This is a genomic window from Streptomyces sp. bgisy027 (assembly GCF_057710365.1).
Genome location: NZ_JBYIVZ010000056.1, coordinates 1 through 25,742 on the forward strand (window position 1 = coordinate 1; position 25,742 = coordinate 25,742).

The following is a 25,742-nucleotide window of genomic DNA, read 5'->3' on the forward strand; positions in this document are numbered from 1 at the left end:
AGTTGCTTCGTCCCGCCGAGCTGGCCCGCGCGGCCGCCGGGGACCAGGACACCGTGGTCCAGGACCTGTGTGCCACAGCGGCGCTCACGGCTCTGGGGGATCAGGATGCCTACGAGGGTGTGCTGCCTCTACTACTGTCCGCACGCAACCCGCGTACCCGTTCGGCCGGCGTCACCGCGCTGAGACGGGCGGGGCGGTCAAAGCAGGCGGAGCCGTTTCTCAGCGACCGTTCCGCGCTCGTGCGTGCTTGCGCCCGGTATGTCGTACGACAGCAGGGAGGTGACCCGCCGGCCTGGTACCGGGAGCGGTGCACGGCACCGGACGACCCCGAGTTGCCGCCCGGTGCGGTCATCGGGCTGGCCGAGTGCGGGAACCGCGCGGACGCCGGGCTGCTGCGGCCTCTGCTCGCGCACCCGGCGCCCGGGGTGCGGGCGCGAGCGGTGGCAGGGCTGCGGACACTGGACTGCGCGGATGCGAAACAGTTGCGGCCGCTCCTCGACGACCCTGCCGCCGGGGTCGTCCGCGAGACCGCCGCCGCCCTGCTGCCCTCGGCCAAGGAACTGCCCGCCGACTGGCTATTGGAGCGCACCAGCTCCGAGCGGCCGCGGCACGTCCGCGTCGGTGCGTTCCGGCTGCTCGACGCACGCGGCGGCATCGTGGCGCTACGGGCGGCGGTCGGTCTGTTCGAGGACCCGGATATCAAGCTGCGCACCTGGGCCGCGCAATCAGTGCAGCGCTGGCATCCGTCGCCGGACGGGCAGCGAGGCGACGCGGAGGTGGGGGAACTGCTCGACCGGAGCCGACACCTCTTCAGCGACCACGTGCTGCGCCGGCGCAAGTGGGAAGCCGGGGTGGACAGCTGAGACTGCACCGCGGTCCAGAACGCTGCTCAGCACTCGCCGTCCGGTGGCCCTGGTGACAGCACGCCTGCCTTGGTGACAACTACCGTGCTTCGGCTCAGCCGCGCCTTCGACGAGGTGGTTGTACAGGGGCACCTACAGCTCGAAGGCGAGGTGCTCGATGTCTGTGAAGCGGACTTCCTCCAGCTGGCCGGCGCGGCGGCCGTTGTCCTGGAAGTAGACCTCCTTGAGTGCTTCGGCGGCGATTTCCTGCAAGTGCTGGTCGGTGGCGCCGGCCTCTTGGGCTTCGAAGAGGCGGGCGGCGTACTGCGGTGGCAGCGCCACCGTGAGGTGCCGCAGACGGGCCTCGTCGGTCGTGCCGACCGGGGCGGTGTAGCCGATGCGGGCGCGGGTGTCGATGACGATGCCGCCGGTGGTCGCCGCCTTCTGTCGCGCCGTGGCCCGGATCTGAGGCTGCCACCGTGCCGTGACCTCGCGTTCCAGGCGGGCGGCGAGGGCAGGGCGGGGCTTCTTGGCCTGGCCCGCCACGTAGCGCTCCACCTGGCGCTGGGAGATCCCGAGCAGGTCGGCGACCGCCCTCGTGCCCTTGAGCTGCTTGACCAGGTATCGCATCTGCGGCCCGGCCGACTTGGGCGCTGGGCGGGTGAATGCCTTGTGCACCGCGTTGTCCAGGCCGTCGCCGAACACGCTCATCGGCTACTCCCCGGTGTCCTTGTTGGTGACCTGCCCGTCCTTGATGTACCGGGCGAGGTTGAGGTCCGGCGCGTTGAACTGCTCGCGTACGCCCTCGCCCCACAGTACGGTCTGGGTGCCCTCCCACTTGACCATCCCGGGGTTCACGCCGAGCCGCCAGCCGCCGGGAAGCGGCTTGCCGTCCCGGTAGGGCAGGAAGTCCAGCGGGGAGGGGCCGTCGGAGGCGTACACGGCGCAGTCCGAGTTGATGGCGACCGGGTACTGGCCGGTGAACGCCGCGTGCTTGACGATCTTGCGGTGCATGTTGATGCGCGCGCGGGAGATGATGGCGGCGCGGATGTCCGGGCGCCACGTCGGCCGGGCCAGGGCCGGCCACGGCTGGCCGGGCTTCCAGCCGCCGCCCCGCGGCCGTTCCCTCAGCTTGCCGATGGCCCCTTTCACCGTGGCCTTGATGGCGGACACGACGATCGCGAGCTGCGCATCGCGCTCCTTGTAGCCGTCCATCGCCTTGAGGAACTCCTGCGGGGGAAGGTCGGCGGGCACCCCGAGGTCGGCCATCGTGGCGAGGTACGCGTCGCGCAGCCGGTTGTACCAGGAGTCCAGGTAGCGGCCGGTCTCGTAGCGGACGTTCGCCTCGAGCGGGGCGACGTCGTAGCCGAGTTCCACCGCGTAGGCGACGCTCCTGGTCTCGTACCAGGCCGGTCCCGTCGGCCGCTCGCCGGATGGCGTGAACGGGCTGGGCATAAGGTCGGCGTCCAGCTGGACCCACCCCTTGCCTGCCTTCACCCTGGACAGGTCGACGTGGGACAGGTCGACCAGCCACGAGCCGGGCAGCTTCGCATCGAACACCGGCTTCTTCACGTTCGTCGGCGCACCGAGGCCGACGACCAGGCCGTTGGCCCCGGCGGCGAAGGCCATGTTGACGTCGATGCCGACCAGGTACCGCTTCTCGCATTCGGCGTCGGTGAGCGGCCGCGCCCAGTCGAACACCTCCTCCATCAGCGTTTCAGCCGGGGTGCGCCGGTGGAAGCGGGGCAGATCCTTCAGCAGCGGGTGCCCGTCGGGAACCTCGCACGGCGCCGGGTCGACCGGGTCCTTGCCCAGGCTGCCGGGGTTGTGCTCGCTGTGCCGCCTGCCGTTCTCATCCGGCTCGCTCGCCCGGGTCGGCGGGTGGAAGGCGGTCATCAGCTCCAGACCGGTCACCGCGGTCGACCCGCGCGGCGTCATCACCCGGACCGCGTACGTGCCGAGCAACTGGGCGAGTTCGGCCGGCGGGAGCTGCGCGGCGTCGTCCCAGTGGCGGGCGTCGAGCGCGTGCCACGACGGGATGCACAGCTGCACGCAAGAGCGTTCCGCGCCCTGCGCCGGGCGGTAGATCCGCGCCCACGGCCCGAACCCGCGCCCGGTCAACTTCCAGTCCTGCCGCGCTAGTTGCTTGATGACCTTGTGCCCCTCCGGCAGCCGCCCGGCCAGGCGCTCTTCGTCGGTGAGGGTGATGGGCAGGCCGTAGCGCTCGCACGCGGACTCGGTCAGCACGAGCAGCGGGTCACCGTCCTTGCCCGGCCCGGACAACTTCGGCTGCCCGAGCCTGGCATCCTTCAAGGTCCAGTCGACCAGGGACGGGATGCTCCTGGCGGGCACGTCCAGGACCAGGCCGCCGACGCAGTACGCCAGAGCCTGGCCGTCAGCGTCGACGTCGACGACCGCGAGCGGCCCGTTGACGAAACGCGGGTCCGCGCGGTCGGCCGGGGTGTTCGCCGGGGCCGTCTTCCTCGCACCCGGCTGGCGCGACGTCGATGACGGCAGGGCGGTGCGCGCCGGACGCGACGCGGCAGCCGGAGCAGCCGAGTTGGTTGAGGGGCGGGGCGGGGTGTTCTCGCAGACAGCCATGGCCGCAGACTCGGACGCCGGGGCCGTGGATGGACTCCGCGCTTCCGTCGCCTGGACGGGTGCGCTCGTGAACGCCTCGCCAGCGCCCGTGTCCTTGGCGGGCGCCGGGGTGCCTGCGTCAGCGGGGTAGAGCTCCGCCAGCTTGTTGAGCAGCCGTGCGTACGCGTCGCGCTCGGGGGGCCTGGGTTCCGTCTTGCCGGACTCCCAGCCGCTGACGGTGGCCCGCCGCACCTGCAGAGCCTTCGCCACCTCGTCCAGGGTGAAGCCGTGCGCCTGGCGCAGCCGCTTGCGTTCCGCCGGCGGTGGCAGCGGGGCGCGGGACGCGATCAGCGCGTCGACCCGGTCGAACAACTCGGACATGCGGCACCTCCTGGCCGACAGCCTACTTCGTGAAGCGTACGTATCGCGTACGTTATGCGTGCATGGCGCGTACGTTAGCCTCTCCGAGAGTTCTCCCGGGGTACTTCGTCATCCGCCCGGGTGGCGGTGTCGGCCGCGCGTGGGGATGCACAGCCGGGTCTCACCGGTCGTCGGTAGCGCGACCGCAGCCTGGCTCCGGACGGGAAGAGGGCGGTCGGAGGCAGTCTCGACAGGCCGAAGCCGCTCGTCGACACTGGGACATCGTGGGGGACAGCGCAGTGTGGGTCGCCGTCTTCACCGGCGGTACAGCGGTCCTGGCGAGCTGGGTGACCACTCTCGGGAACGCACGGGCGGCAAGAGTCCAGGCGGAGACGTCAATACAGGCACAGCACCGCGACCGGGTGCGCAGCAGCCGCCGCAACGCACCTGGACCTGATGGAGCAGGCGCACGTGACCGGCGAGTTGTACTGGAGAGTCGGCGACGCGTACGTCCAACTCACCGATCAGGCAGACCGACTGGAGCGCATCGAGGAACTCCGCACGCAACTGCGCGATGCCTTCGATCCGCTCATGCGCTGCGTACGCGTCATCGTGCTGGAAGGTCCTGAAATCGTTGCCCAGGCCGCCCGAGGCGTGCTGGAAGCAGCATCGGAGACCAACTCGGCCCTGGGCCGCGTTTCCCAGGATGAACCACAGACACGTGTGAACGCTTCGACGCATCACAGGAACGCTTCCGGTACCGCCTGGAAGCGTTCATCGAGGCAGCCCGTACGTCTGTCAGCGGCTTGTGAACAAACCGGATGTTCGTAGCGACACTGGCATCACCCTTCGCTGGTCCGGGACACCGGCATCCCCAACCACCGGGTAGAAGCCAGTGACAGGCGGGGACCTGAGCGGGTGCGGGACCTGCCACGCCGACGACGTCGCCCGTGAGGAGGCCGCAGCCGAAGCAGCGAGGCAGCGGCCGCACAGGCGGAATCGGACCTGGGCGACGCTCAAGAGCCCGGACGCCTCCACGGACCGGTCAGCCGGCGGACCTGACGGCGCGTACCGGGGCCGGGCTCGAAAATCCCGCACGGATGTCAGTGGCGGCGACCACACTTGATCCATGACGCTCGATCGTGCCACCGCGGCACCGCCGCTGCCGGTCCGCACCGGGTCGGCGTTCAACCCGATGGTGCTGGATAGGCCGATGCTGCTGCCCGTCCTCGACACCAACGCGCTGCTGGCCCACGCCTGCTGGCTGGTCAAGAACGGATACCAGCACGACAAGGTGACGGCGCTCGCCGGCACCGGACGCTCGACTCCCTACATCGCGGCACACGTTCCCGGCGAGATCGACAAGCACCTGCCGCGGCTGGCGGACGACTACCAGGTGGCGGAGCGTCACGTACGCCGTCTTCTCGAAGCCCAGATCTTTCCGGCCCTTCGCGTGGTCGATCTGGAAATCCGTGATCACCTGTCTCCACGGACCCGACGCATCCTGCACACCGACCCGGAGATGCCGAAGTGGTACCAGGGAGACCCAGATGACGCCCCCACCATGGCGCTCGCGGAGTTCCTGGGGCCATGCGTCATCGTCACTGAGGACAGCGTCTTCTCCCGCTTCGAGTTCGCCGTCATCGAATGGATCCCCGTCGTCCAGAGCCTGCTGCGCATGGCCAACATCGAGGCCAACGAAGCGGACGCACTGGTCGTCATCGACGTGGCCCTGCAGCTGTTCGGCGCGTGTGTTCACCGCCTGCTCGTACTCGCCCGACGTCACCCGCTGCCGGCCGCGGCTGCCGCGGCCGGGCTGCTGGCATGGTGCTACCGAAGCGGCTACCTGACCCGCGACAACTGGCGGCAGCGCCTCGCGAGGGTGGGGGAGGTGATGATGCCGCTGCTGGAGCAGGCCGGCGCCGCGATGACCGAGCGCCAGACGCTGCGTGACTCCCTCGTGGTGGTGGAGCCCCCGGCCTATCCCACCCGCGAGCAGCTCGCGGCCCGGTATCTCGCGCGCTGCGGCCAGCCCTTGACGCCGGGCGAGCTGCGCGATGCGCTTACCCGGCGCGCCTCCGCTGCCGCGACGTGGACATCATGCTGGTGACTGGCACACCTGACACCGTTGCCTCGGCTGAGGTGAAGTGCTTCTCTAACGCCCGCTGGCTCCGGCCCCACGCCCTCCAGGAGACTCACCTGTCGTTCAAAATCGGCAGCTTTCAACTGGGCAGCGTCCACCACAGCACAGTCATTGCCCGAGAACAGAGCCACGTGCAGCTGGCTGGTAGCCGCCACGCTCTGCTCAACTTGATCGGACGTGAAGCGACCGAGGCGTACGAACAAGCCGTGGAAGGGAACAATCCGAGCTGCCTGCAGTGCCATTTCAGCGCCGATCCCCAGCTGGCGCCCCGGTTCATGGTCTGGGCTCAGACCGCCTCTCCAGATACAGCAGCCGACGCCCGCAAGATCCTCGCCGACCTCGTGACCCCCTCCACCAGCGGTCTCCTGGCGCCAATTTGCGTCCGTGACCTTGCGCCGCCGGTTCCAACAACTGCGTCGGAGCGGGGGAATCTGGTTTCTGGCTGTCCGTGACAAGTTCAACGGCGGCGGCGACGCGGGTTGCGCTGGTACGGGTCGCTCCCATCGGACCGCCACTCGGGCGGGTGAAGACAGGGCAGGGGCGGAACCCTCCTGGGCGCCCGGGCGTAGCGCCGTACATGGACCCGATCAACGAGGTGCACGTGAGTGAGCCGGGCCTGGTCGTCGTCGACGTCGCGGCCGCCGACGACGCCACCGCTCTGGCCTTCCAGCAGTTGCTCGCCGACCGGTGGGCGACGGCGCCCGCACAGCACACGACGCGGGACGCTGGCGAGCCCGGTGTACGGCTGCGCTGCTACTTGGACCTGCGCCAGCCGCTCAGTCTGGCCGCGCCGGACGAAGCTCTGCCGCCGGTCAGCGCAGCCGCATCACAGTGACGACGGCGTGCCGGGTCGTGCCCGCCACGACCTCCACCGCTACGCCGCCGACGGCGGGCGTGTAGGAGTCGCCGGCCTTCGCGAACGCCCGCCCGGCCTGGGGGACCAGGCGCGGGGCCGCGACGGAGGACAGGGCCGTGGTCAGCCGTTGGGACAGCGCCCCCGTCCGTCGGGCAGCTGTACGGCGAGCGCCTTCGGGTGCAGGGCGCTGCCGGTGAACCCGACCACGGCCGCGTCGACTGTGTCCGCGTGCCTGATCTTCGCCCAGACCCGGCCCGCTTTGTAGGCCCCTCGCAGCGGCTTCGCCTTCTCCGTCAAGTTCAGCGTGTTGAGCGATGGCTCCGCCCTTGTCTGCCTCTGGGGCTTGAGCCGTCAAGCATGGCCGTCACGAGTGTCGGGTAGCGAACATCTGCTCGGAGCGCTGTAGCCGGACAAGGAGGGAGGGATGCCGCAGTGGCGCAGGACGACCCGCCGGAAGGATGGAGCCCGCAGGAGCGGCAGATGTGGGAGGCCTACCGGGTCGGCGAGTGGTGCGAGGAAGTGGCAGAGGTGCGCGGCAGTGCGCTTCGCCACCTTCTGATCGCCGCGCCTTCATCCCGACCCGGCTGCCAGGCTCGCTTGCGGCTACGTGGTGCACACGTCACCGGCGAGTTGGACCTCGCCGAGGTGACGGTCACTGGCTCGATCCGCTTGGACCGGTGCCGCTTCGATGATGTTCCCCGACTGGACAACGCGCACCTTGACGCTGCCTTTCAGCTCATTTCCTGCACAATGCCGGGGTTGAGCATGGTCGGTGCCCGCGTCACTCTGGAGTGCGAGGTCACCGCCTGTACTGTCACTGGCACAGTCGACCTACGTTCCCTCACTGCCGGAAACTGGCTGTCCCTGAAGGACACTGCCGTACGTCCAGCCCCTGGTGAGGCCGCGATCGACGCTCAGTCCGTGGACGTGGGTGAGGACCTCTTGGCCCCAGGACTGGTTTGCACAGGCCCGGTGTTCCTGAACAGTGCCCGGATACAGGACGCCCTGGCCTTTCGAGGTACCTGCATCGGCGGCGACGCAGGCTGCCTGCAGGCGCCCGCACTGACCGTGGGCGGTGGTCTGTACCTCGACTCCGGCTTCTCTGGCTCAGGCCAGATCAACCTCTACGGTGCTTCCATCGGCGGTTCCGTCAACATGAGCGACTGCCAGCTGGACGGGCCCGGCCCAGGAGCAGGCGCCTACACCCTGAACCTGGCCTGCGCCGAGATCGGCGGTGACCTCCAGGCCGAGCGTGGTCTGGAGGTGCGGGGCCCTATCGATCTCCGGGACACCGCCGTGCGTGGCAGCGTGGTCCTCAAGGGCGCCCGTTTCGATATCTCCGCCAGCAGTCCGACCGCAGACGCCGCCTTGAACGCATCCCGACTGCGCGTCGGCGGCGACATCGATTGCCGCGGAGGCTTCGTCGCCCACGGCATGATCGACATGCGGGACTCCCGCATCGGCGGCTCTGTCCTCTTCGACGGCGCCGAACTGAACTCCCTCGACAACCGACACCCTGCTCTGCGCGGCAACGGGGTCGAGACAGGTGGTGTGTTCAACCTGCGTGACGGCTTCACCGCGCACGGCAGGATCTCCCTCAACAGCGTCACGGTCCGCAGCCGTGTCAGCCTTGATGACGCAGTCATCGACACATCCGCCGACGAGTGGGCGATGAGCTTCGATGGATCGTCTGCAAGCAGCCTCTCGCTTCGACTACGCGAAGCACCGGCGGGTCTGGTCGTTCTACAGCACAGCCGAATCGGGCTGCTGCGGGACACCCCTACCGCCTGGCCTGCTGGACTGGTCCTCGACGGCGCCGTCTACGACAGCCTGCACCCCACACTCCCGGCCGAGGCACGCCTACCCTGGCTGCGCAGGGATCCTGCCGGATTCGTACCCCAGCCATACGAGCAGCTCGCCGCTACCTACCAACGGCAAGGCCGCGACGCCGATGCCCGCACGCTCCTGGTCGCCAAGCAGCGCAGCATGCGGCGCACGCTGTCGCCCGTGGCCAGGTTGTGGAGCCTGCTCCAGGACGCGACGGTGGGCTATGGCTACCGCCCTCTTCGTGCTGTGTGGTTGCTGCTGTGTCTCCTGACTACCGGAACTGCTCTCTTCACCGCCTGGCCACCTACCACCGTGGGTGACGGCGAGGCACCACCGTTCCAGGCGGCGATCTACACCCTCGACCTGTTACTGCCCCTCGTAGACCTGGGACAGGAAGGCTCCTACGCTCCGACTGGCATCATGCAGTGGGGTGCGGTCGCACTGATTGGCACGGGCTGGCTCCTGGCCACGACGGTTGCAGCAGGAGCGAGCAGGGTACTGCGCCGGGCATAGAGTTACCGTGCCCTGAGGTTCCCCTCCTACTGTGGAGACCGTGACCGGAGGGATAGTTGGGGTCATGGCATCCAAGAAGCGCCTCTACGATGCGGAGTTCCGCGAGGGGGCGGTACGGATCGTGACGGAGAGCGGGAAGCCGGTCCCGGAGGTGGCTGCGGATCTGGGCATCCATTCCGGGACACTGCACAGCTGGGTGTCGCGGGCGCGGCGTAACGGGTCGCCGTCGTCGGACCGGCCGGCGGCAGAGCCGTCTCCTTCCGGTGGCCGGCTGCGGGAGAGTGAGCGGGCGGAGCTCGAGCGGCTGCGGGCCGAGGCCCGGGAGAAGGACAAGCGCATCCGCGAGCTGGAGATGGAGCGTGATGTGTGCAAGCGATTCGTGGCCTTGTGGGTGAAGTAGCTGACGGGGACCCGGCCGTTGCGGTCGGGGTGATCAGCAGCTGCAAGGCCGAGCAGAAGGTTCCATTCCGCACCGCCTGCCGGGCGTTGGGGGTGTCGGAGTCGTGGTTTTACAAGTGGCGCGACCGCCCGCCCACCGCGCGGGAGACGCGACGGCAGCACCTGGCGGAGGAGATCGAGGAGATCTTCCGCGGCTCCGGGGGCACCTACGGCTCACCGAAGGTGTTCATCGAGCTGATCCGCCGAGGCTGGCGGGTATCGGTGAACACCGTCGCGAAGCTGATGGCCGAGCTCGGGCTGGCCGGACGGAAGGTCCGCCGGCGCCGGTCACTGACCAGGCCGGGCAAGCGGCCCGCGGCCCCGGACTTCGTACGCCGGGACTTCACCGCCGAGGAGCCCGACCTCGTCTGGGCAGGCGACATGACCGAGATCGACACCGGCGAGGGCAAGCTCTACCTCGCTACCGTGATCGACCTGTTCTCCCGCCGCCTGCTCGGTTACGCGATGGGCGAGCGGCACGACACCGAGTTGGTGGTGGCCTCACTCAACATGGCCGCGGCTACCCGTGGAGGCGACGTCCACGGCGTGATCATGCACACGGACAGGGGCAGCGAGTACTGCTCCCGGAAGTTCCAGCGGGCCTGCCGCAAGCTGGGCATCACCCAGTCCATGGGCAGAGTTGGATCTTGTTTCGACAATGCCGTGAGCGAGGCGTTCAACAGCGTACTCAAGGTCGAGTACGTCCACCGGCACACCTTCGCCACCCGCACCGAGGCCCGGATCAGGATCGCCACCTGGATCACCGACTTCTACAACGCCAGGCGGCTACACAGCGTGTGCGGGTTCAAGAGCCCGATCGACTACGAACGTGACTACCGAGCCACCCTCGCCGAGGGACTGGCCGCATAGATCGTCTCCACGCTGCGAGGGGATTGACAGTGCCGGAACGAAGGTCGCACTGGACGCGTTCTACACATCGCTCGGCTACGACCCGGTGCCGGCCGAAGAGGGCGGCGCCGACAAAGTGAAGGCCGCGCAGGACGCGGTGACAGAGGCGGAGCGGGCTTGGCAGGACGCTAAGGAGGCCGCCGCATCGCAGGCAGGCGGGAGCAGTAGCACGGGGACTGCGGCTGCGGGGGAGGGCAGTAGCGCAGCCGGAGGAAGCCGTGAGGTGGACCGAGCTGCGGAGGACCTCGCCAAGGCGCGTGACGAGCTGGCCGCCATCCGGGCCGCGGACGGGCCGAGGTTGCCCGTGTCGGAGGTCGTCTACCTGAGGGGGTTTCCGGCCCGAGTGGAGTCTCTTGCCGTGTCGGTGGGATCGACGGTCTCCGGGAAACTCATGACAGTGTCCGCGGGGGCGCTGGTCGTGAAGGGAAGCCTGGCCCCGTATCAGAAGGGGCTGGTGCACTCTGGCCAGAAGGTGCAGATCCTTTCCGAGGTCACCGGAACGACAGCGGCTGGCGTGGTGTCCTCGGTGTCCGATACACCGGCCGTGGAGTCGAGTGATCCCGAGCAAGGGGCTGCGGCGCAGGCGGGGAGCTCGGGGACCTACGCCGTCGTGGTACGCCCTGACCATCCGCTCGGGGGCGATCTGACCGGGCAGGATGTGCGGCTGAGCGTGCAGTCGGCGTCCTCGCGGGGCAAGGTGCTGGTGGTCCCGGTGTCTGCGGTCTCGGCCAGCGCCGACGGTAAGACCGTGGTGACGGTCCGTCAGCGCGGTCGGGACAGGCGCGTCGAGGTCACTTTGGGGATCTCAGGGGACGGCTCCGCGGAGATCCGGCCGCGCACAACGGGCGCTGTGAAGGCGGGCGACCGAGTGGTGGTCGGGATACGGCAGGAGGAGGCACCGGCCGCCGCGAGTCCTCCGGTCGCGGCCACCGCAGGAGCGGCGGGATGACTCGAACCATGCCTGTCCCCGACGAGTCGCCGACCGTGCCGGCCGCTGAGACCGCCTCCCCTCTGATTGAGTTCAGGGGCGCGGGCCTGACCTATCCGGGGCCTCCCCCGGTAGCCGCCTTCAAGCCCTGCGACCTGAGCATCGAGCGTGGCGAGTACGTCGCCGTCGTGGGGCCCTCTGGATCTGGGAAGTCGACCTTTCTCAATATCGCTGGGCTCTTGGACGCGCCCACAGCGGGCCAGTACTTGTTCGACGGCGTGGACGTCGCGTCACTGAGAGACGCCGGGCGGGCTGCCCTGCGCGGGCGGCGCATCGGCTTCGTGTTCCAGTCATTTCATCTGCTGCCGCATCGTTCGGCGCAGGAGAACGTGTTGCTGGCGATGGTCTACAACGGGATCCCGCGCGCCGAGCGCGGTCAGCGGGCCCGTGAGGCCTTGATACGCGTGGGCTTGGGGCACCGGATCGATGCAACACCCGCCCGGCTGTCGGGTGGCGAGCGCCAACGCGTGGCGATCGCACGCGCGGTGGCCGCTCGGCCCTCGCTGCTGCTGTGCGACGAGCCCACAGGCAATCTGGACAGCGTCACGGCTGCCACCGCGCTTGCGACCCTCGACGAGTTGCACGCCGACGGCCTGACCGTGGTCGTTATCACCCACGACCCCACAGTCGCCGCCTGCGCGGAGCGGACGCTGACCATTCGCGATGGCGTGCTCCACGACGGCGCACTTCCCAGCCCACCGCCCCACGACGAGCCCGCTCCTGCGCCGGGCGACCGCCTTGCGGGAGGCCCACGATGAGCGCCGTGCCGAGCGACGACTCGGCGCAGGCCGGGCTGGTGGAAGAGCCGGAGAGCGTCCGGGACGCGACATCCGCAGTCGTAGAGCACCATGGTTCCGCCCCTGGCGGTACCCCTGGCCGGACAATCGCACGTGGCTCCGTTCCGGCGCGTCGCAAACGCCGCAGGCACCCGGAGCGTGTCGTACCCCGCGCCCGATTCACCCATCGCATACGCCTTCGTCGCGCGGGGCTCCGGGCGAGGCCCGGCATCCCAGTCTCGCCTTCCCGCCTTGCTCCGCGCGACCTGCTGAGCGAGGCACTCGCCGGGCTGCTGCAACGGTCGGCGCGTTCCGTACTGACCGCGCTGGGAACCGTGCTGGGGGTGGGGGCGTTCGTGGCGATCCTGGGTCTGACCTCCACGGCGTCCTCGCAGATCGACACCCGGTTCAACCTGCTCACCGCAACCGAAGTGTCCGTGGAGGACACCGGCGGAGAGCAACCGGATCTGACGCCACAGGCGTTTCCCACGGACGCCGACGCACGCATCGAGGCCCTCAACGGAGTGGAGGCGGCGGGCGTCTACTGGACTGTCAGCCCGTCCGAGGGCACCCTCACCGTACGTGCGGCTCCCGTCGGAGACGCTGCGGCAGGTGAGCAGACACCGGTCGTGGCAGCCTCGCCGGGCGTGATCACTGCTGCTCGCCCACACATCAGGCTCGGCCGCGCCTTCGACGCATATCACGACCGCGCCGGCAGCCGGGTCGCCGTGATCGGATCCGCGCTCGCCGCGCGGCTCGGCATCACGACGCTGGACACCCGGCCCGCGATCTTCATCGGCGATGTGCCGTTCTCCGTCGTCGGCATCGTCGACGACGTCCAGCGCAAGGCGGACCTGCTGCTGTCCGTCGTCGTCCCGCGCACCACCGCCGAGCAGATCTGGGGGCCGCCCACCAGCCCCCGTGCGCAGATGCTCATCTCCACCCGCATCGGAGCCGCCGCCCAGATCGCCGCAGAAGCGCCGCTCGCGCTGCGCCCCGACCACCCGGAGTACTTCAAAGCCATACCCCCGCCCGATCCCCGGACGCTGCGTGCCTCTGTCACCTCAGACCTGAACCAGCTCTTCCTGCTGCTGGCCGCGATCTGCCTGGTCATCGGAGCCGTCGGCATCGCCAACACCACCCTGGTCGCGGTACTGGAGCGAACCGGGGAAATCGGACTGCGTCGGGCACTCGGCGCGCAGGGTCGGCACATCACCGCACAGTTCCTCACCGAATCCGCGGCCCTCGGCACGCTGGGCGGAGTGATCGGCACCACCCTGGGCACGCTCACCGTCCTCGTCGTGGCCGTCACCCGCCAGTGGACCCCCGTCATCCCGCCCCTCGTAGTCACTCTCGCCCCAGCCATCGGGCTGGCCACCGGCCTACTCGCCGGCCTCTACCCGGCCTGGCGCGCCGCCCGCGTCGAGCCCGCCGAAGCCCTCCGCCGCTAAGCCGATGCCCGTCACCGGTGCGGCTGCGGAGTCCGTCCAGTCAGCTGCTCTTCCCGACCTTGGAGAACCCTTGAGACGAAGAAGCCGATACAGAAGAGGCTGGGTCGCCGTGGCGGCGTGCGCCGCGCTTACCGGCGGCCTCCTACAGGCCGCCGGGCCCGCGACCGCGGCACCCCAACCCGGCCGCACCGCCGAAGAGCCCACACCGACGCCTTCGGGCCAGGTCGACGATCCGGGCAGGATGCTCGGCAAAGGCTGGAAGGCCTCGCCGGACCGAGCCGTCACCTCCGCGGCCGACACCGACGGCCTGCACATCCTCACCGCGGACAGCGCCGACGCGTACGCGTGGAAGACCGCCGCCGTCCTCGCCGAACCGGGCATGCCGGCGGACACCTGGATCGGCAACATGTGCGTGATGGACCGCTCGCACGTCGCGGTCGCCTACGCCCCCCGCACCTTCACCAACCACCAGGACCTGATGCTGGGCGGTGCGTTCACCGCCGTCGTCGACCTGGAGTCGGGGCAGGTGACGAAGCTGCCCGTCACGGCTTCCCTGGCCTACTTCGACCCGGCCTGCAACCCGGACACGCACACGGCCGCCTTCACGTCCTTCCGGGACGACAAGAGCCGTATCGTCACCGTCAACACCTCCGGTGACACCGTTGCCGACACGGTCGCCGTCGGGCAGGTCACCTCGGCCGTCCCGGTCACGGACGGCGCAGTGGCCGCGCGCGGCAACCACCTGGTACACATCGGCCGGTCGGGGAAGGTCAAGAACCTAGCCGACACGGAGAACGTGCCTTTCGATATCCGGGTGGCGGACAAGGATCAGGTCGCCTTCCTCGACCGCGAGAACGACGACACGGCCCACGCCAAGCTGTGGCGCGGACAGGGGCGCCCCTCGGCCTTCGCCTCGGGCAAGCTCGGCGACCTCGCCCTGCAACAGGGCGGCACCGGACGGGTATTCCTCACCGGCCACCCCACCGGTACGCCGAAGACCGAGGGAACCGGCGTGACCCGCCTCGACGCGCCGGCCGACGCCAACGTATCCAGCCACGGCCGGCTGGCCGTGGACCCGGTCGTCTCGCCTGCAGTTCGCGCCGGTCTGGAGCGGATCAAGGGCGCGGGCAAGGGCTTCACAAGATCCGAGCCGGCGCCGCAGGACGGCAGTGCACAGCCGCCACAGTCGGGCGCCGAGGAGCCGCTGACGCTGACGGCCACGGCGACGACGACCGGGAAGACGATCACCCAGTCCGTGCCGGAGCAGGACAGCGGATCCGGCACCGACACCCTCTCGCCCGCACTCACCGAAGCCGACGGCGATGACAGCGACGGTGGGAAACACACCCAACTGACCCGCACCGCCGCGGTCGCCGCCGTCTCCACCAACCCGGTCGACACCGACCGCTGGTGTTCCGTACCCCGCAACGACGTGAACAGCATGGCGCTTCAGCCCACGCCGAACCAGGTCGAATGGGCCGTGGACATGGCCATCCGCGATGAGCTGCGGGCGGGCCGGATCACTCAGGGCGGCTGGCGCTCCCAGGCCGGACTCGGCACGATCGACCCGCAGGGGCTGTTCCCGGCGCCGACACTGGAGGGCGGCGGACGCATCCCGGCTCAAGTCATGCTGGGCGTGCTCGCCCAGGAGTCGAACCTGTGGCAGGCCGAGTCGGGCGCGGTACCGGGGCAGATGGGCAACCCGCTCGCGGCCGTGGCCGGTTTCTACGGCCACAAGGGCAGCACCTCTGACGAGTACTGGAAGATCAACTGGGACGAGTCCGACTGCGGTTACGGCGTCGGTCAGGTCACCGACGGCATGCGCATGGCCGGACACGAGAAGGACGACGAAGTCGCTCTGGACCCGAACGTGCAGCGAGCCGTCGCTCTCGACTACACGGTCAACATCGCCGCTTCCATGTACATCCTCGCGGACAAGTGGAACGAGATCCACACTCCGGGGCAGACCATCACCATCAACGACGACGACCCGTCCAAGCCGGAGAACTGGTTCGCCGCCCTGTGGAACTACAACCTCGGCTTCAACCCGGCCGGCCTCCCGGGCGAGCCCTGGGGTCTTGGCTGGTACAACAACCCGGCCAACCCGCTCTACCCGCCCTCCCGGCTGGCCTTCATGGACACCTCGCTCGACCCGGACGCCAACCATGACGCGGCGCACCCGCAGGACTGGCCGTACGAGGAGAAGGTGATGGGCTGGGCCGCCTGGTCCATCGACTCCGGCTACTCCTACGCCACCTCCGGACGGCAGGATTGGCCCGGCGAAAGCGGCTTCTCCTCGGCCGGCTTCCGCCCTGCCTGGTGGATCAGCGAGGGTCAGCGCAGCAACGTCAAGCCGCCGCTGGACGCGTTCTGCAACTCCACCAACGGCTGCGACGCCGACAACCCGCCGGACTGCCAGACAGAGGAGTGCTACACGCAGTACTGGTGGCGCGGGTCGAACGTGACCTGGAAGGACAACTGCCCCCTCGACTGCGGGAACGAGAACATCAAGTACCAGACGCTCATCAACGAGCCCGGACGCGGCTACCGCCTCCAGTACGGCGACCCCGAATGCTCTAACACCGGGCTGCCGATCGGGGCCCTGGTCGTCGAGGCGATCGCGGCCGACAAGCCCACCTGGAGCGACTGCGGCACGGTCGTCTCGAAGGGAAGCTTCCAGTTCTCCTTCTACTCCGACGCCGAGAACCTGTACGAGGCCAAGGGCGATCTGCACCAGATCGGCGGCGGCTACGGCGGCCACTTCTGGTACACCCACACCCGCGACACCGCCGCTCTCGGCGGCACCGGCGGCCGGATGACCATCGATGGCACCTGGTCCCTGGGCCAGAACCTGAACCAATGGACCCGTGTCTTCGCGCACATGCCGGACACCGGAGCCCACACCCAGCAGGCCCACTACACCATCGAGGGCGTCGCGGGTGGCCTACCACGTGACCGCTACATCAACACCCACCACAGCGAGAACACCTGGGTGGAGCTGGGCGTCTACAACTTCACCGGAACACCGCGCGTGACCCTGACGAACACCACCGAGGATGGCACCGCCGACGAGGACGTGGCGTGGGACGCCGTCGCCTTCCAGCCGCTGTCGGCCAAGCCCCAGATGATCGTCCAGATGGGAGACTCGTACGCCTCGGGCGAGGGCGCTGGCGGATACAGCGCCGAATCCGACCGGGACTACGGGGAGAACAGCTGGAACGCGTGCCGCCGCAGCGACAACTCCTGGGCCCGCAAGACGACACTGCCGAACCGCTCCTCCACCATCGGCGAGCTGAGTGACTTGTTCTCAGCGTCGCTGGACTTCCAGAACGTCTCCTGCTCCGGCGCGCGCGCCTGGCAGGTGCACTCGGGCACACCGGTCGATGGCAATGGGAACGAGACATGGGGCTTTGACGGAAACTTCCATGAAAGGTTCCAGGCCGATGTCGGTGTCCTCAGTGACGACACCGACATCGTGGCGCTCACTATCGGCGGCAACGACGCGGGCTTCCCGCAGGTGATGCAGAAGTGTGCCACCACGGGGTGCCCGTCGGAGGATGACGTCCACAACGACATCGACGACGCCGTGTTCGGCGTACCCAATGAAAAACCCGGGGTCAAGGGAGTCCTGAACGAGATTCACGATGAGGCTCCCAATGCCAAGATTATCCTGCTCGGCTACCCCAGGATCTTCAACGAGAACGTCACTGTCTGTGTGAGCGGCGTCGGTGGCGTCGGCATGGTGAGGGTCAACGCGATGGCCGACTACATGGAGACCAAGCAGCAGGAACTCGTGGCCTCGCTCAAGCAACAGGGGCTGCCAGTCAGCTTCGAATCCCCGGACAGCGACTTCGAGGGTAAGCGGGCCTGCGACGACAACGAGGGCATCAACAAGATCGTGACGGCTCCGGTGGGTGATGGCGACTTCCGGTGCCTCAGCACGGACTCCTGGTGCATCAGCCGCGAGAGCTATCATCCGAACGGCGTCGGCACCTCCGCCTACGCCGCGGCGTTCCGCCGCGCGGTCGGCAAACTCTAGGCGGCCATGACACCAGAACCACGAGTCAGGACCGCACCCCAAGCGAGGGCTCGGGGTGCGGTCCTGCTCGCCCGTGAGATCTTCCATCGCGCCATGAAGAGGTTGTGAGCCAGCATGCCGACCGAGAACCGTGGGAAGACCGCAGGCTGGGCAAAGGTTTTCGCCTGGCTCGTACTCATAGTCGTGCTCCCCCTGGTCGTCTGGGCCATGCTCTCCTTCCAGAACTCGAGCGCATTCCCTTGGTGAAACCGACTGCGGCCGGCTCTCGGGACCGGCCGAGCTGCTCGCCGCGGGAACGCTCATGATCGTGGCCCAGCCGCCAAAACAGCGCCAATGAGCGCCATGAGAAAGAGGCGCTGGAGCAGATAACGATGCATGCGGAGTCGTACGAGGACGACGTGCAGGACGAGGCGCGGAACAGCTAGCCGAGCCAGGCGCGGACGCGAGCCATCGCCCAGCGGAACTACGGCACCCCTCGTCTCCTACGAGCCGTCGGACCGGTCACTGACCAGCCTCGTCGAGTTCTTCGCGACCAACGAGGACACCAGATGCTTCGACATTTCCACCTCACGCGCCTACTGCTGCTCTTTCCCTTCCAGGAGGGCGCCAAGGGCGGACCACCAAGGACGACGCTTCCCGGTCAGCATCAATCCCACCTGACCAGGCATGACCAACTCCCCGGTGCGCTCTGTGACCGGCGGCTGCCCGACCGTGCTCGCCGTCCTGATCCTCACCCTCGGCTTCGCCGACACCGGTAATAGGGATCGCCGCAAGGAAGCATCGCCGCGGCGGGTGTCAACGGCCCCTACCTGCACGAAGAGTGCGGTGCAAGGGGGTACTGGCAGGTGATTCCGGGGGCGGTGGGCGAGCCATGCGGCTCCGCCGCTTGGACCCTACCGCCTGCCCACCTGGCCGTTGATTTTTCCGTTCAGCTGCCCCAATTGGTTTTTGTCGCTAGCGTTCCTTCCATGAATAGCGTGCTCACAGAACTTACGTTCGGGGACCAGAAGGTCCTGGTCAGCACTGTAGTTCCGGCCGGTTCCGAGGAGACAAGTGCCGGCAACCGGCTTCGGGATCGCGCAGTCGATGCTTTGCAGCAGGCGGGAGATGCCATTGAGGCGGTAGCCAAGAGCGTCTCAGAGACTGCAGGACGGTTAGCGAGGGCGGCGGCGACCCCGACCGGCATCGAGGTTGAGCTTGGGCTTGCTTTCACGGCTCAGGGTGGAGTCGTTGTTGCTGGCGGAGGTGTCGAGGCATCCATCGTCGTGCACCTGAGCTACGACATGTCGCCTGCCACACTCTGATCCCGTCAGCGACCCTTGCCGTCCAATCTGAAAGAAACGACCCATGAGTTCTCGTATCAGAAACCAGGTGGGCGGGATCTTCGGAGAAGACGGCAGACCGACAGCCACTTGCTTCGCGGTAGCACCGCTCATCGTGGTGACGGCAAGCCATGTTCTCGACGATTTATCTGCCGAGGTGGGCGACAACGTCGAGGTCGGCGTGCTAGACGGCGCGGAGGCGCCAGTCAGCGCGACCGTTCTCGCAAAGGACCAAATCAGCGACTTGGCGATCCTCCGAGCGAACCGGGAGTGCTTTGAGCCGATCACTGGTGTCGTCCTCTCCGACTCCGTTTTGCCCTTCACTAAGGTAATCGTCACTGGTGTGGCCGACATCCCCGACAAGCACAAGTACGAGTGGCTTGATGCCGCTGGCGAATGGCAGGGTAGCGCCCAGCGCGCCGGCGTCGCCCACCTTGGTCGACTGGAGTCCAAAGCTGTCATGCGAGGCATGAGCGGCGCGCCTGTGCGCCGGTCCGATGACGGCCTCCTGCTAGGGATCGTGTCATCCCGATATAACTCACAGGACGACTGGCTGCGGGACTCGGTATGGGTGGCCCGAACCGAGCACCTCATGCAGTTGCTCAAGCAGGTCATGCCGCCATCGGAGCTGCCGACGGTTAGCGTCCAGGAGGAGACTCCGGCCACCAGGCAGGTCAGCAAGGCGGAGTTCCGCCGTCTTGTCGAGGAGTGCTTGGACATCGACGGCTACGACGTGGAATCGGACGAGGTGATTCAGGGCAAGGAATTCGACCTGATCGGCCGCACTACCCGGTATCACCAGGACTGTCTGGTCGGCGTCGCCTGCATTGCCAGTGGACATCCGCTATCTGAAGAAGATCTGGCACTCCTGTGGCTCAGGTACGAGGAGCTGTGGTCCACCGGAGCGATCAACGAACTGCTCGTCGTGACCAAGGTGCCCCCGTCGGTGCAGGCCGTGAGGTTCGGGGCCTCTCGGCCTGGGCTGATAGTTCGCACGCTGGACTCCTTAGTCTCCAGCGGCCTGAACCTGCGCGGCTACCTGCGCACTGCGGCGCAGTTGTTCAGTGATTCTCCCGACGGCCTTGCCAGCTACTACATCGAGCCGGTCACGCACAATGGCACGGACTTGGAGACTGAGGTCCTCAGATGGATCGGCGACGACCCAAATTCCACCGTTCCACTCGATCGCCCGCTAGCCGTGCTCGGCTCCTACGGGCTGGGGAAATCCTCGTTCGCGATCCGGCTAACATCGGTCCTCGCGGCACGGGCTGCCAAGAATGATCTCGCCCGCGTTCCCGTCCTGATCAAGCTTGGCGAGGTCTCATCCGAGCAGAGCCTCGAAGGGCTCATCGGAGCGCACTTCACTGCGGTCAACCAGGTGCCAGGATACTCTTTTCCCAAGTTCCTGGAACTAAACCGGCGCGGAAAGTTCGTTGTTATCTTCGATGGCTTTGACGAAATGAAACACCTGGTTACCTGGCCAGAATTTAAGTTCAATCTCACCCAGTTCGGGCGCTTGGTCGGCGAGAAGGCCAAGGTCATCTTGCTCGGGCGCCCCACTGCATTCGAGAACGATGAGGAGCAGGCCGAAGCGCTGCATGGGAAAATTCCAGGAAGGCTCTCTAAGGTTCATGAACCAGCGAGCGCGGACTACTTCGAGATCGAGCTCGCACCTTTGGATAATTCCCAGATTTTTCAGTTTCTCGAGCGATATCTTCTCTATGTGGAGTCGATCAACGGGCGCCCCTTCGACATTAAGCGAATATGGCAGCAAATAAAGTCACCGGATTTACGCGATATCTGTCGGCGGCCAGTCCAGCTGCGCATGCTCGCAGATATCCTCCCCGACTACACCGGCGACATCGAAGACCTGGACCTGGAGACACTGTACGACACCTTCGTGAATCAGATGATCACGGAGGTGATGCTGCGAGAGGAGAGTAAGAAGCATCGGCTGGCGTTCAACCGTGCGGTCCGGCGTGATTTCCTCGCGCGGATCGCATTCTGGATGTGGGAAAAGCGGCGCAGCACTGGAATCCTGACCGCAGACCAGTTGCCCGACGAACTGGTCGCGCCGTACGCGGCCGGTCGGGACATCTCCGTGACGAGGCGAGACCTGGTGGCAGCTTCCCCTCTCGACCGGCGGTATGGCGACCGCATCCGATTCGCGCATAGGTCATTCCAGGAGTTTCTGGTAGCGGAAGAGGCCCTCCGCCGGGTGAAGTCCGGTGCCATGGCCGTGGCTGAGTACGATGCCCTGGCGAACGATGAGGTGGCGAACTTCGTCAAACTACTGCGCGGTCCAGACGACGATCCAGCCGTTGCTGCCCTGCTGGAGGAACTCACGGGACTAGTGTCGTGGCGGGTGGCGGACAGCCTATTGGCCTCCCCGGGGCTCCTGCGTGACCTAGAGCTCGCGATGACCACGAAGGATGTTCGAAACCGGAATCCGATGCACGGATGGGAGATCCTGCTCCCGTTCATGCGTGTCGTCGACGGCGGAGCATGGACCGAGCTAAGCCCGGCGGCCCTCGCCGAACAGGTGCGCCTCTCGGACGATGGTTCGGCAGGAATCGCTCTATTGTGCCTATTCCTGACTGGTTGCCTGGGTGTCGAACGTAGCACGGACGGTTCCCAAGCCGCTGCAGAAATCATTGGTATTCTCTTGCGCGGCCAACGAGGCGTGAGGGAAGTGATAGAAGCCGGGGAATTCAGCAAGGGCGACAAAAAGCAGAACCAAGCGCAGAGGAGGGGCGACTCCACTCTGCAATCTCCGCGCCAACGGCATCGTTCTCGATCGCAAGCAGCAGGCAGGTCCGCCTACGAGTACCAGTTTGCTGATGACCGGATTCCTTTCATCCCTCTCGGCGAGTCCTTCGTTGGTGACGCCCGGGCGGGCGCGCGGACCGGCTCACCTCGCCTCGGCAGATACATGACGCACAACCACTTGTTCCAGACATACGACAAGGCAACTCGCCAATCGCTGGCAGTCTCGAGTGGGTCGCGGGTCGAGATCCGCTGGTTCCCTGAACCAGTAATCGAGATCGCCAAGGTGCTACGCAATAGCAAAACCACGATTGACATGCGGAGTCTTGGCCCGATCTTCGCAGCTTTTTTGCCTGACGTTGCATTCATCCGAGACTGGATGGGAACGAACGGCCTACGTAACCACATCAAGCTTGCCAACGTGATTCGCGTGGACCTGGAAATTGGCACAGAGGCGGAACAGGTGGCCGACGCCTGGGAGAGATACATGGGCAAACTTGACTTGCTCTAACCTCGATTCGTTAGCGGGATTCGGTGGCTGACCTGCTCGGCAGTTCGCCCGTAATATCCTCGGGTCGTTCGAGGTGGGCCGTCGCGTGACGCTGGGGGTGCGCCGGGCTCCACGGGCTCGGGGGGTGCCCCTATGGGTTTGGTCAAGGTGGTGGAGGTGCCTGGTGGGTGAGGATGGCGGCATGACGACCTGGTTCCGCACCTACTACGAGGACGAAGACCTGTGGCTGTATTTCGAGGCCGATGACGAGGGCTGGGCAGCGCGTCAGATCGAGGTCCGAGGGAAGGACTTGCGGCCGGTGACGGCGGCCTCCTTGGAAGAGGTGCTGCACCTGCGTGATCATGCGGATCTCGCGGCGATGGGCCGTTATGAACGGCAGTACGGCGTCCTGGCCGAAGGCAGCCTGGAGGGCTGGCAGGAGCAGCCCCAGGCGGCCGAGATCTCCGCGAAGGAGTTCGATGGCCTGTGGGCTGAGGCCAGGCGAGCCCTCGATGCTTCACGCTGATGGGTCGGGTTGGGGTTCGTAGAAGGTTCCGTCGCGGAGCATCGCGAAGAGGACGTCGGCTCGTCGTCTGGCGAGGCAGAGGAGGGCTTGGGTGTGGTGCTTGCCCTGGCTGATCTTCTTGTCGTAGTAGGTGCGGGAGGCTGGGTCGGCCAGGGCGGCGAACGCGGAGAGGAAGAAGGCCCGTTTGAGCTGCTTGTTTCCTCTCCGGGAGGGTTGCTCGCCGCGGATCGAGGAACCCGAGCTGCGGGTCGCCGGGGCGAGGCCTGCGTAGGCGGCGAGGTGGGCGGCGGACGGGAACGAACTGCCGTCGCCGACGTCGATGAGGATCCGTGCTCCGGTCCTGACGCCGATCCCCGGCATAGACGTCAGGACCTTCGAAAGAGGGTGGCTCTCCAGCAGTTCCTCGATCCTGGCCGCGAGGAGTTTGCGCTGGTCGAGGACGGCGGTCAGTGATCCGGCCAGGCTGGGGACGATCAGCGCGGCTGCGTCCGTTCCCGGGACGACGACGGTCTGTTCGTCCAGCGCGGTGAATATGTCCTCGACCAGTCGCTCGGCCATCCGCGGTGCCTTCGGACGCAGCAGTGTCACGAGCCTGCGGCGTCCGGCCTTGCGGATCTGGGCCGGGGACCCGAACCGTTCCAGCAGCGTGAGCACGGCCGGGTGCTGGACGCGCGGGCCGAGGACACGCTCCAGGTGTGGATGGATCTGCGTGAGCAGGCCCCGGAGCCGGTTGCTGACGCGGGTTGCTTCGCCGGCGAGGTCGTCATCGAAGCCGACGATCATCTCCAGTTCGGCGATAGTCTCGTCTTCGAGTACGACCGAGCGGAGCGTGTGGGGCATGACGCGGGCCGCGTCCGCGATGACGAAGGCGTCGCGGGCATCGGTCTTGGCCTCACCCGGATAGAGATCGGCGATCCGCCGCATCGTCAGTCCGGGCAGATAGGCGACCGGGCAGCCCATGTCCCTGGCCACCGCCAGTGGCAGGGCGCCGATGGAGGCCGGCTGGTCGACCACGACGAGCACAGTCCCGTGCTTGGCCTGGAGCTTGCCGAAGACCTCGCGAAGCCTGGGTTCGCTGTTGGGCAGGCGCTTGTCGAAGGCCTTCTTCCCGGCCGGGGTGACGGCGGTGGCGTGGTGTTCGCCCTTGCCGACGTCCAGGCCGAGGAAGGCGCCGATGTCGCTGACGTCGATCACGTGCGTCCTCCGGTCGTGCTCCTGCCCGGCCATCCCACGGCACCGATCGCCACATCCACATTACGAAGACCCTCCCGACCTGCGGACAAGCCGGTGGTCATGCCCCTAATCAGCGGTCTGTCGATGCCTCCGGAGCCGGTGATACCACCCCCCAGGCCATGCGATCGACAGGGGGAGAAAGTCATGCCAGCTCCGGAGGCCGGGCGCCCCGTTGCGGGGCCACCAAGAAGGTAATGGGGGAGCATTTATGTACGATGCGATCGTGGTAGGCGCACGGTGCGCCGGCGCCGCCACGGCCATGCTGTTGTCTCGGATGGGTTACCGAATTCTCCTCATCGATCGGGCTTCCTTTCCTTCCGACACCATGTCCACCCTCTACATACATCAGCCGGGCGTCGCACTCTTGCAAAAGTGGGGCCTGCTCGACGCCGTGACGGAAGCCGGAACTCCCAAACTGACACGGCTGACCTACGCGACCGAGGACGTGACCGTGCATGGACCCATCCCCGCACTGGGCCCATCCCCGCCGGGCTGGGCCAACTCGCCGGATCCGATCCGGCTCTCTGCGATGAACTGCCCGGTCTGCTGGACCGGCTGCGCAGGCTGCCCGACCCACGCAGTCGGCGAGGCCGGCGCCACCCACTGTCGTATGTCCTGGCCCTGGCCGCCTGCTCGGTCCTGGCCGGAGCGAAGTCCCTCGCCGCCATCACCGAGTGGGCCGCCGACGCCCCTGACCAGCTCCTTCTCCACTGCGGGGCCACACTGCGCGATCCGGACCGGCCCTACCGGGCTCCCAGCGAAGCAACCGTGCGCCGAGTACTGCAGCGTATCGACGGCGACGCGCTCGACGCGGCGATCGGCGGCTGGCTCACCGCCCGTGCAGACACCTTGCGCGCCCCCGGCCAGGACACACAGCCGCCATCCCGCCCAGCCCGGGAGGCGGTCGCGGTGGACGGAAAATCCCTGCGCGGCGCCATCCGCGCCGACGGCCGCCGTGTCCACCTGATCTCGGCGCTGCGCGGTGACGGCATCGTGCTCGCCCAGCGCGAGACCGAAGCCAAGAGCAACGAGATCACCGCGTTCCGGCCGCTGCTGGAACCACTGGACCTGACCGGCGCGGTGGTGACCTTCGACGCGCTGCTGACCCAGACCGACCACGCGAAGTTCCTGGTCGAGGAGAAGAACGCGCACTATATCGCCGTGCTCAAGGGCAACCACCCGACCGTGCACGCGCTCGTGAAGGAGCTTCCCTGGAAGGAGGTGCCGCTGATGGACCGCACCCGCACCACCGCCCACGGCCGCGACGAGATCCGCCGTCTGAAGGCCGTCACCGTGCCGCACCTGCCGTTCCCGCACGCCGGCCAGGCACTGCAAATCGTCCGACGACGCCGCACGGTATGCACCGGCAAAGTCTCACTCGAACGCGTCTACGCGGTCACCAGCCTGATGGTTCATCAAGCGATCCCCGCTGACCTGGCGAAACGCGTACGCGGGCACTGGGCCATCGAAAATCGTGAGCACCATGTCAGGGACGTGACGTTCGGTGAGGACGCCTCCCGGGTGCGGACCGGCAGTGCGCCCCGGACGATGGCCTCCCTGCGGAACCTGGCCATCGGCGCACTCCGGCTTGAGGGTCAGAACAACATCGCCGAGGGCCTGCGCCACCACGGACGGGACATGAACCGGCCACTGGCGACCCTCGGACTCACGTGATCATTCCGC

Annotated in this window: 20 protein-coding genes and 1 pseudogene; 17 read left to right on the forward strand and 4 right to left on the reverse strand. The window is 67.5% G+C overall.

What is annotated here, in order from left to right:
* Positions 1 to 863: HEAT repeat domain-containing protein (locus AC3ETA_RS38995; protein WP_432197639.1), on the forward strand; the 863-nt coding region annotated here is incomplete at its 5' end.
* A 132-nt stretch (positions 864 to 995) separates the two neighbouring features.
* Here AC3ETA_RS38995 and tpg read toward each other — a convergent pair.
* Together tpg and tap are read right to left on the reverse strand one after the other, a co-directional pair.
* Positions 996 to 1,553: a telomere-protecting terminal protein Tpg gene (tpg, locus tag AC3ETA_RS39000; RefSeq protein WP_432197640.1), complete on the reverse strand. Its 558-nt coding sequence runs from the start codon at positions 1,551 to 1,553 to the stop codon at positions 996 to 998.
* Positions 1,554 to 1,556: 3 nt separating this feature from the next.
* Complete coding sequence (gene tap / locus AC3ETA_RS39005) at positions 1,557 to 3,803, reverse strand: telomere-associated protein Tap (RefSeq protein WP_432197641.1); 2,247 nt, start codon at positions 3,801 to 3,803, stop codon at positions 1,557 to 1,559.
* 450 nt (positions 3,804 to 4,253) lie between these two features.
* Between tap and AC3ETA_RS39010 the strand changes: the two genes are divergently transcribed.
* The 4 genes from AC3ETA_RS39010 to AC3ETA_RS39025 all read left to right on the forward strand — a co-directional run bounded on the left by AC3ETA_RS39010 (position 4,254) and on the right by AC3ETA_RS39025 (position 6,760).
* Positions 4,254 to 4,613, forward strand: a complete 360-nt coding sequence (locus AC3ETA_RS39010; protein WP_432197642.1) for a hypothetical protein — start codon at positions 4,254 to 4,256, stop codon at positions 4,611 to 4,613.
* Positions 4,614 to 4,911: 298 nt separating this feature from the next.
* Positions 4,912 to 5,892 (forward strand): hypothetical protein, encoded by a 981-nt coding sequence (locus tag AC3ETA_RS39015; RefSeq protein WP_432197643.1) that lies wholly within the window; start codon positions 4,912 to 4,914, stop codon positions 5,890 to 5,892.
* The gene (locus AC3ETA_RS39020) at positions 5,874 to 6,377 is read left to right on the forward strand and encodes a hypothetical protein (protein WP_432197644.1); all 504 of its coding nucleotides are present in this window, start codon (positions 5,874 to 5,876) and stop codon (positions 6,375 to 6,377) included. Before AC3ETA_RS39015 ends, AC3ETA_RS39020 begins: the two co-directional genes overlap by 19 nt.
* 149 nt (positions 6,378 to 6,526) lie before the next feature.
* On the forward strand, positions 6,527 to 6,760 hold the full coding sequence (locus AC3ETA_RS39025) for a DUF6207 family protein (protein WP_432197645.1): 234 nt from the start codon (positions 6,527 to 6,529) through the stop codon (positions 6,758 to 6,760).
* A 141-nt stretch (positions 6,761 to 6,901) separates the two neighbouring features.
* On the opposite strand, the gene AC3ETA_RS39030 is transcribed toward AC3ETA_RS39025, so the two are convergent.
* Positions 6,902 to 7,078, reverse strand: a complete 177-nt coding sequence (locus AC3ETA_RS39030; protein ID WP_432197646.1) for a hypothetical protein — start codon at positions 7,076 to 7,078, stop codon at positions 6,902 to 6,904.
* Between the two features lie 135 nt (positions 7,079 to 7,213).
* On the opposite strand from AC3ETA_RS39030, the gene AC3ETA_RS39035 reads away from it, so the two are divergent.
* The 10 genes from AC3ETA_RS39035 to AC3ETA_RS39080 all read left to right on the forward strand — a co-directional run bounded on the left by AC3ETA_RS39035 (position 7,214) and on the right by AC3ETA_RS39080 (position 22,826).
* Positions 7,214 to 9,121, forward strand: a complete 1,908-nt coding sequence (locus tag AC3ETA_RS39035; protein WP_432197647.1) for a hypothetical protein — start codon at positions 7,214 to 7,216, stop codon at positions 9,119 to 9,121.
* Between the two features lie 64 nt (positions 9,122 to 9,185).
* Positions 9,186 to 9,521 (forward strand): transposase, encoded by a 336-nt coding sequence (locus AC3ETA_RS39040; RefSeq protein ID WP_432197648.1) that lies wholly within the window; start codon positions 9,186 to 9,188, stop codon positions 9,519 to 9,521.
* Complete coding sequence (locus tag AC3ETA_RS39045) at positions 9,509 to 10,429, forward strand: IS3 family transposase (protein WP_432197649.1); 921 nt, start codon at positions 9,509 to 9,511, stop codon at positions 10,427 to 10,429. Before AC3ETA_RS39040 ends, AC3ETA_RS39045 begins: the two co-directional genes overlap by 13 nt.
* An 85-nt stretch (positions 10,430 to 10,514) precedes the next feature.
* Positions 10,515 to 11,417 carry a permuted SH3 domain-containing protein gene (locus AC3ETA_RS39050; RefSeq protein WP_488187658.1) on the forward strand — a complete coding sequence of 301 codons (903 nt, stop codon included), beginning with the start codon at positions 10,515 to 10,517 and terminating at the stop codon, positions 11,415 to 11,417.
* A complete protein-coding gene (locus tag AC3ETA_RS39055; protein WP_432197651.1) occupies positions 11,414 to 12,214 on the forward strand; it encodes an ABC transporter ATP-binding protein in 801 nt (266 codons plus the stop codon). Before AC3ETA_RS39050 ends, AC3ETA_RS39055 begins: the two co-directional genes overlap by 4 nt.
* A 209-nt stretch (positions 12,215 to 12,423) precedes the next feature.
* Positions 12,424 to 13,683 carry an ABC transporter permease gene (locus AC3ETA_RS39060; protein WP_432197688.1) on the forward strand — a complete coding sequence of 420 codons (1,260 nt, stop codon included), beginning with the start codon at positions 12,424 to 12,426 and terminating at the stop codon, positions 13,681 to 13,683.
* A gap of 241 nt (positions 13,684 to 13,924) precedes the next feature.
* Positions 13,925 to 17,722 (forward strand): SGNH/GDSL hydrolase family protein, encoded by a 3,798-nt coding sequence (locus tag AC3ETA_RS39065; protein WP_432197652.1) that lies wholly within the window; start codon positions 13,925 to 13,927, stop codon positions 17,720 to 17,722.
* Between the two features lie 968 nt (positions 17,723 to 18,690).
* Positions 18,691 to 19,026 carry a CU044_2847 family protein gene (locus tag AC3ETA_RS39070; RefSeq protein WP_432197653.1) on the forward strand — a complete coding sequence of 112 codons (336 nt, stop codon included), beginning with the start codon at positions 18,691 to 18,693 and terminating at the stop codon, positions 19,024 to 19,026.
* A gap of 43 nt (positions 19,027 to 19,069) precedes the next feature.
* Positions 19,070 to 22,321 (forward strand): trypsin-like peptidase domain-containing protein, encoded by a 3,252-nt coding sequence (locus AC3ETA_RS39075; protein WP_432197654.1) that lies wholly within the window; start codon positions 19,070 to 19,072, stop codon positions 22,319 to 22,321.
* A 181-nt stretch (positions 22,322 to 22,502) separates the two neighbouring features.
* Positions 22,503 to 22,826 (forward strand): hypothetical protein, encoded by a 324-nt coding sequence (locus AC3ETA_RS39080; protein ID WP_432197655.1) that lies wholly within the window; start codon positions 22,503 to 22,505, stop codon positions 22,824 to 22,826.
* On the opposite strand, the gene AC3ETA_RS39085 is transcribed toward AC3ETA_RS39080, so the two are convergent.
* Positions 22,818 to 24,053 carry an IS110 family RNA-guided transposase gene (locus tag AC3ETA_RS39085; protein ID WP_432197656.1) on the reverse strand — a complete coding sequence of 412 codons (1,236 nt, stop codon included), beginning with the start codon at positions 24,051 to 24,053 and terminating at the stop codon, positions 22,818 to 22,820. The genes AC3ETA_RS39080 and AC3ETA_RS39085 overlap by 9 nt on opposite strands.
* A gap of 265 nt (positions 24,054 to 24,318) precedes the next feature.
* Here AC3ETA_RS39085 and AC3ETA_RS39090 point away from each other — a divergent pair.
* Both AC3ETA_RS39090 and AC3ETA_RS39095 read left to right on the forward strand, forming a co-directional pair.
* Positions 24,319 to 24,420 (forward strand): annotated as a pseudogene (locus AC3ETA_RS39090) (hypothetical protein); the annotation flags it as partial.
* 11 nt (positions 24,421 to 24,431) lie between these two features.
* Positions 24,432 to 25,733 carry an ISAs1 family transposase gene (locus AC3ETA_RS39095; protein WP_432197657.1) on the forward strand — a complete coding sequence of 434 codons (1,302 nt, stop codon included), beginning with the start codon at positions 24,432 to 24,434 and terminating at the stop codon, positions 25,731 to 25,733.
* Positions 25,734 to 25,742: the final 9 nt, after the last annotated feature.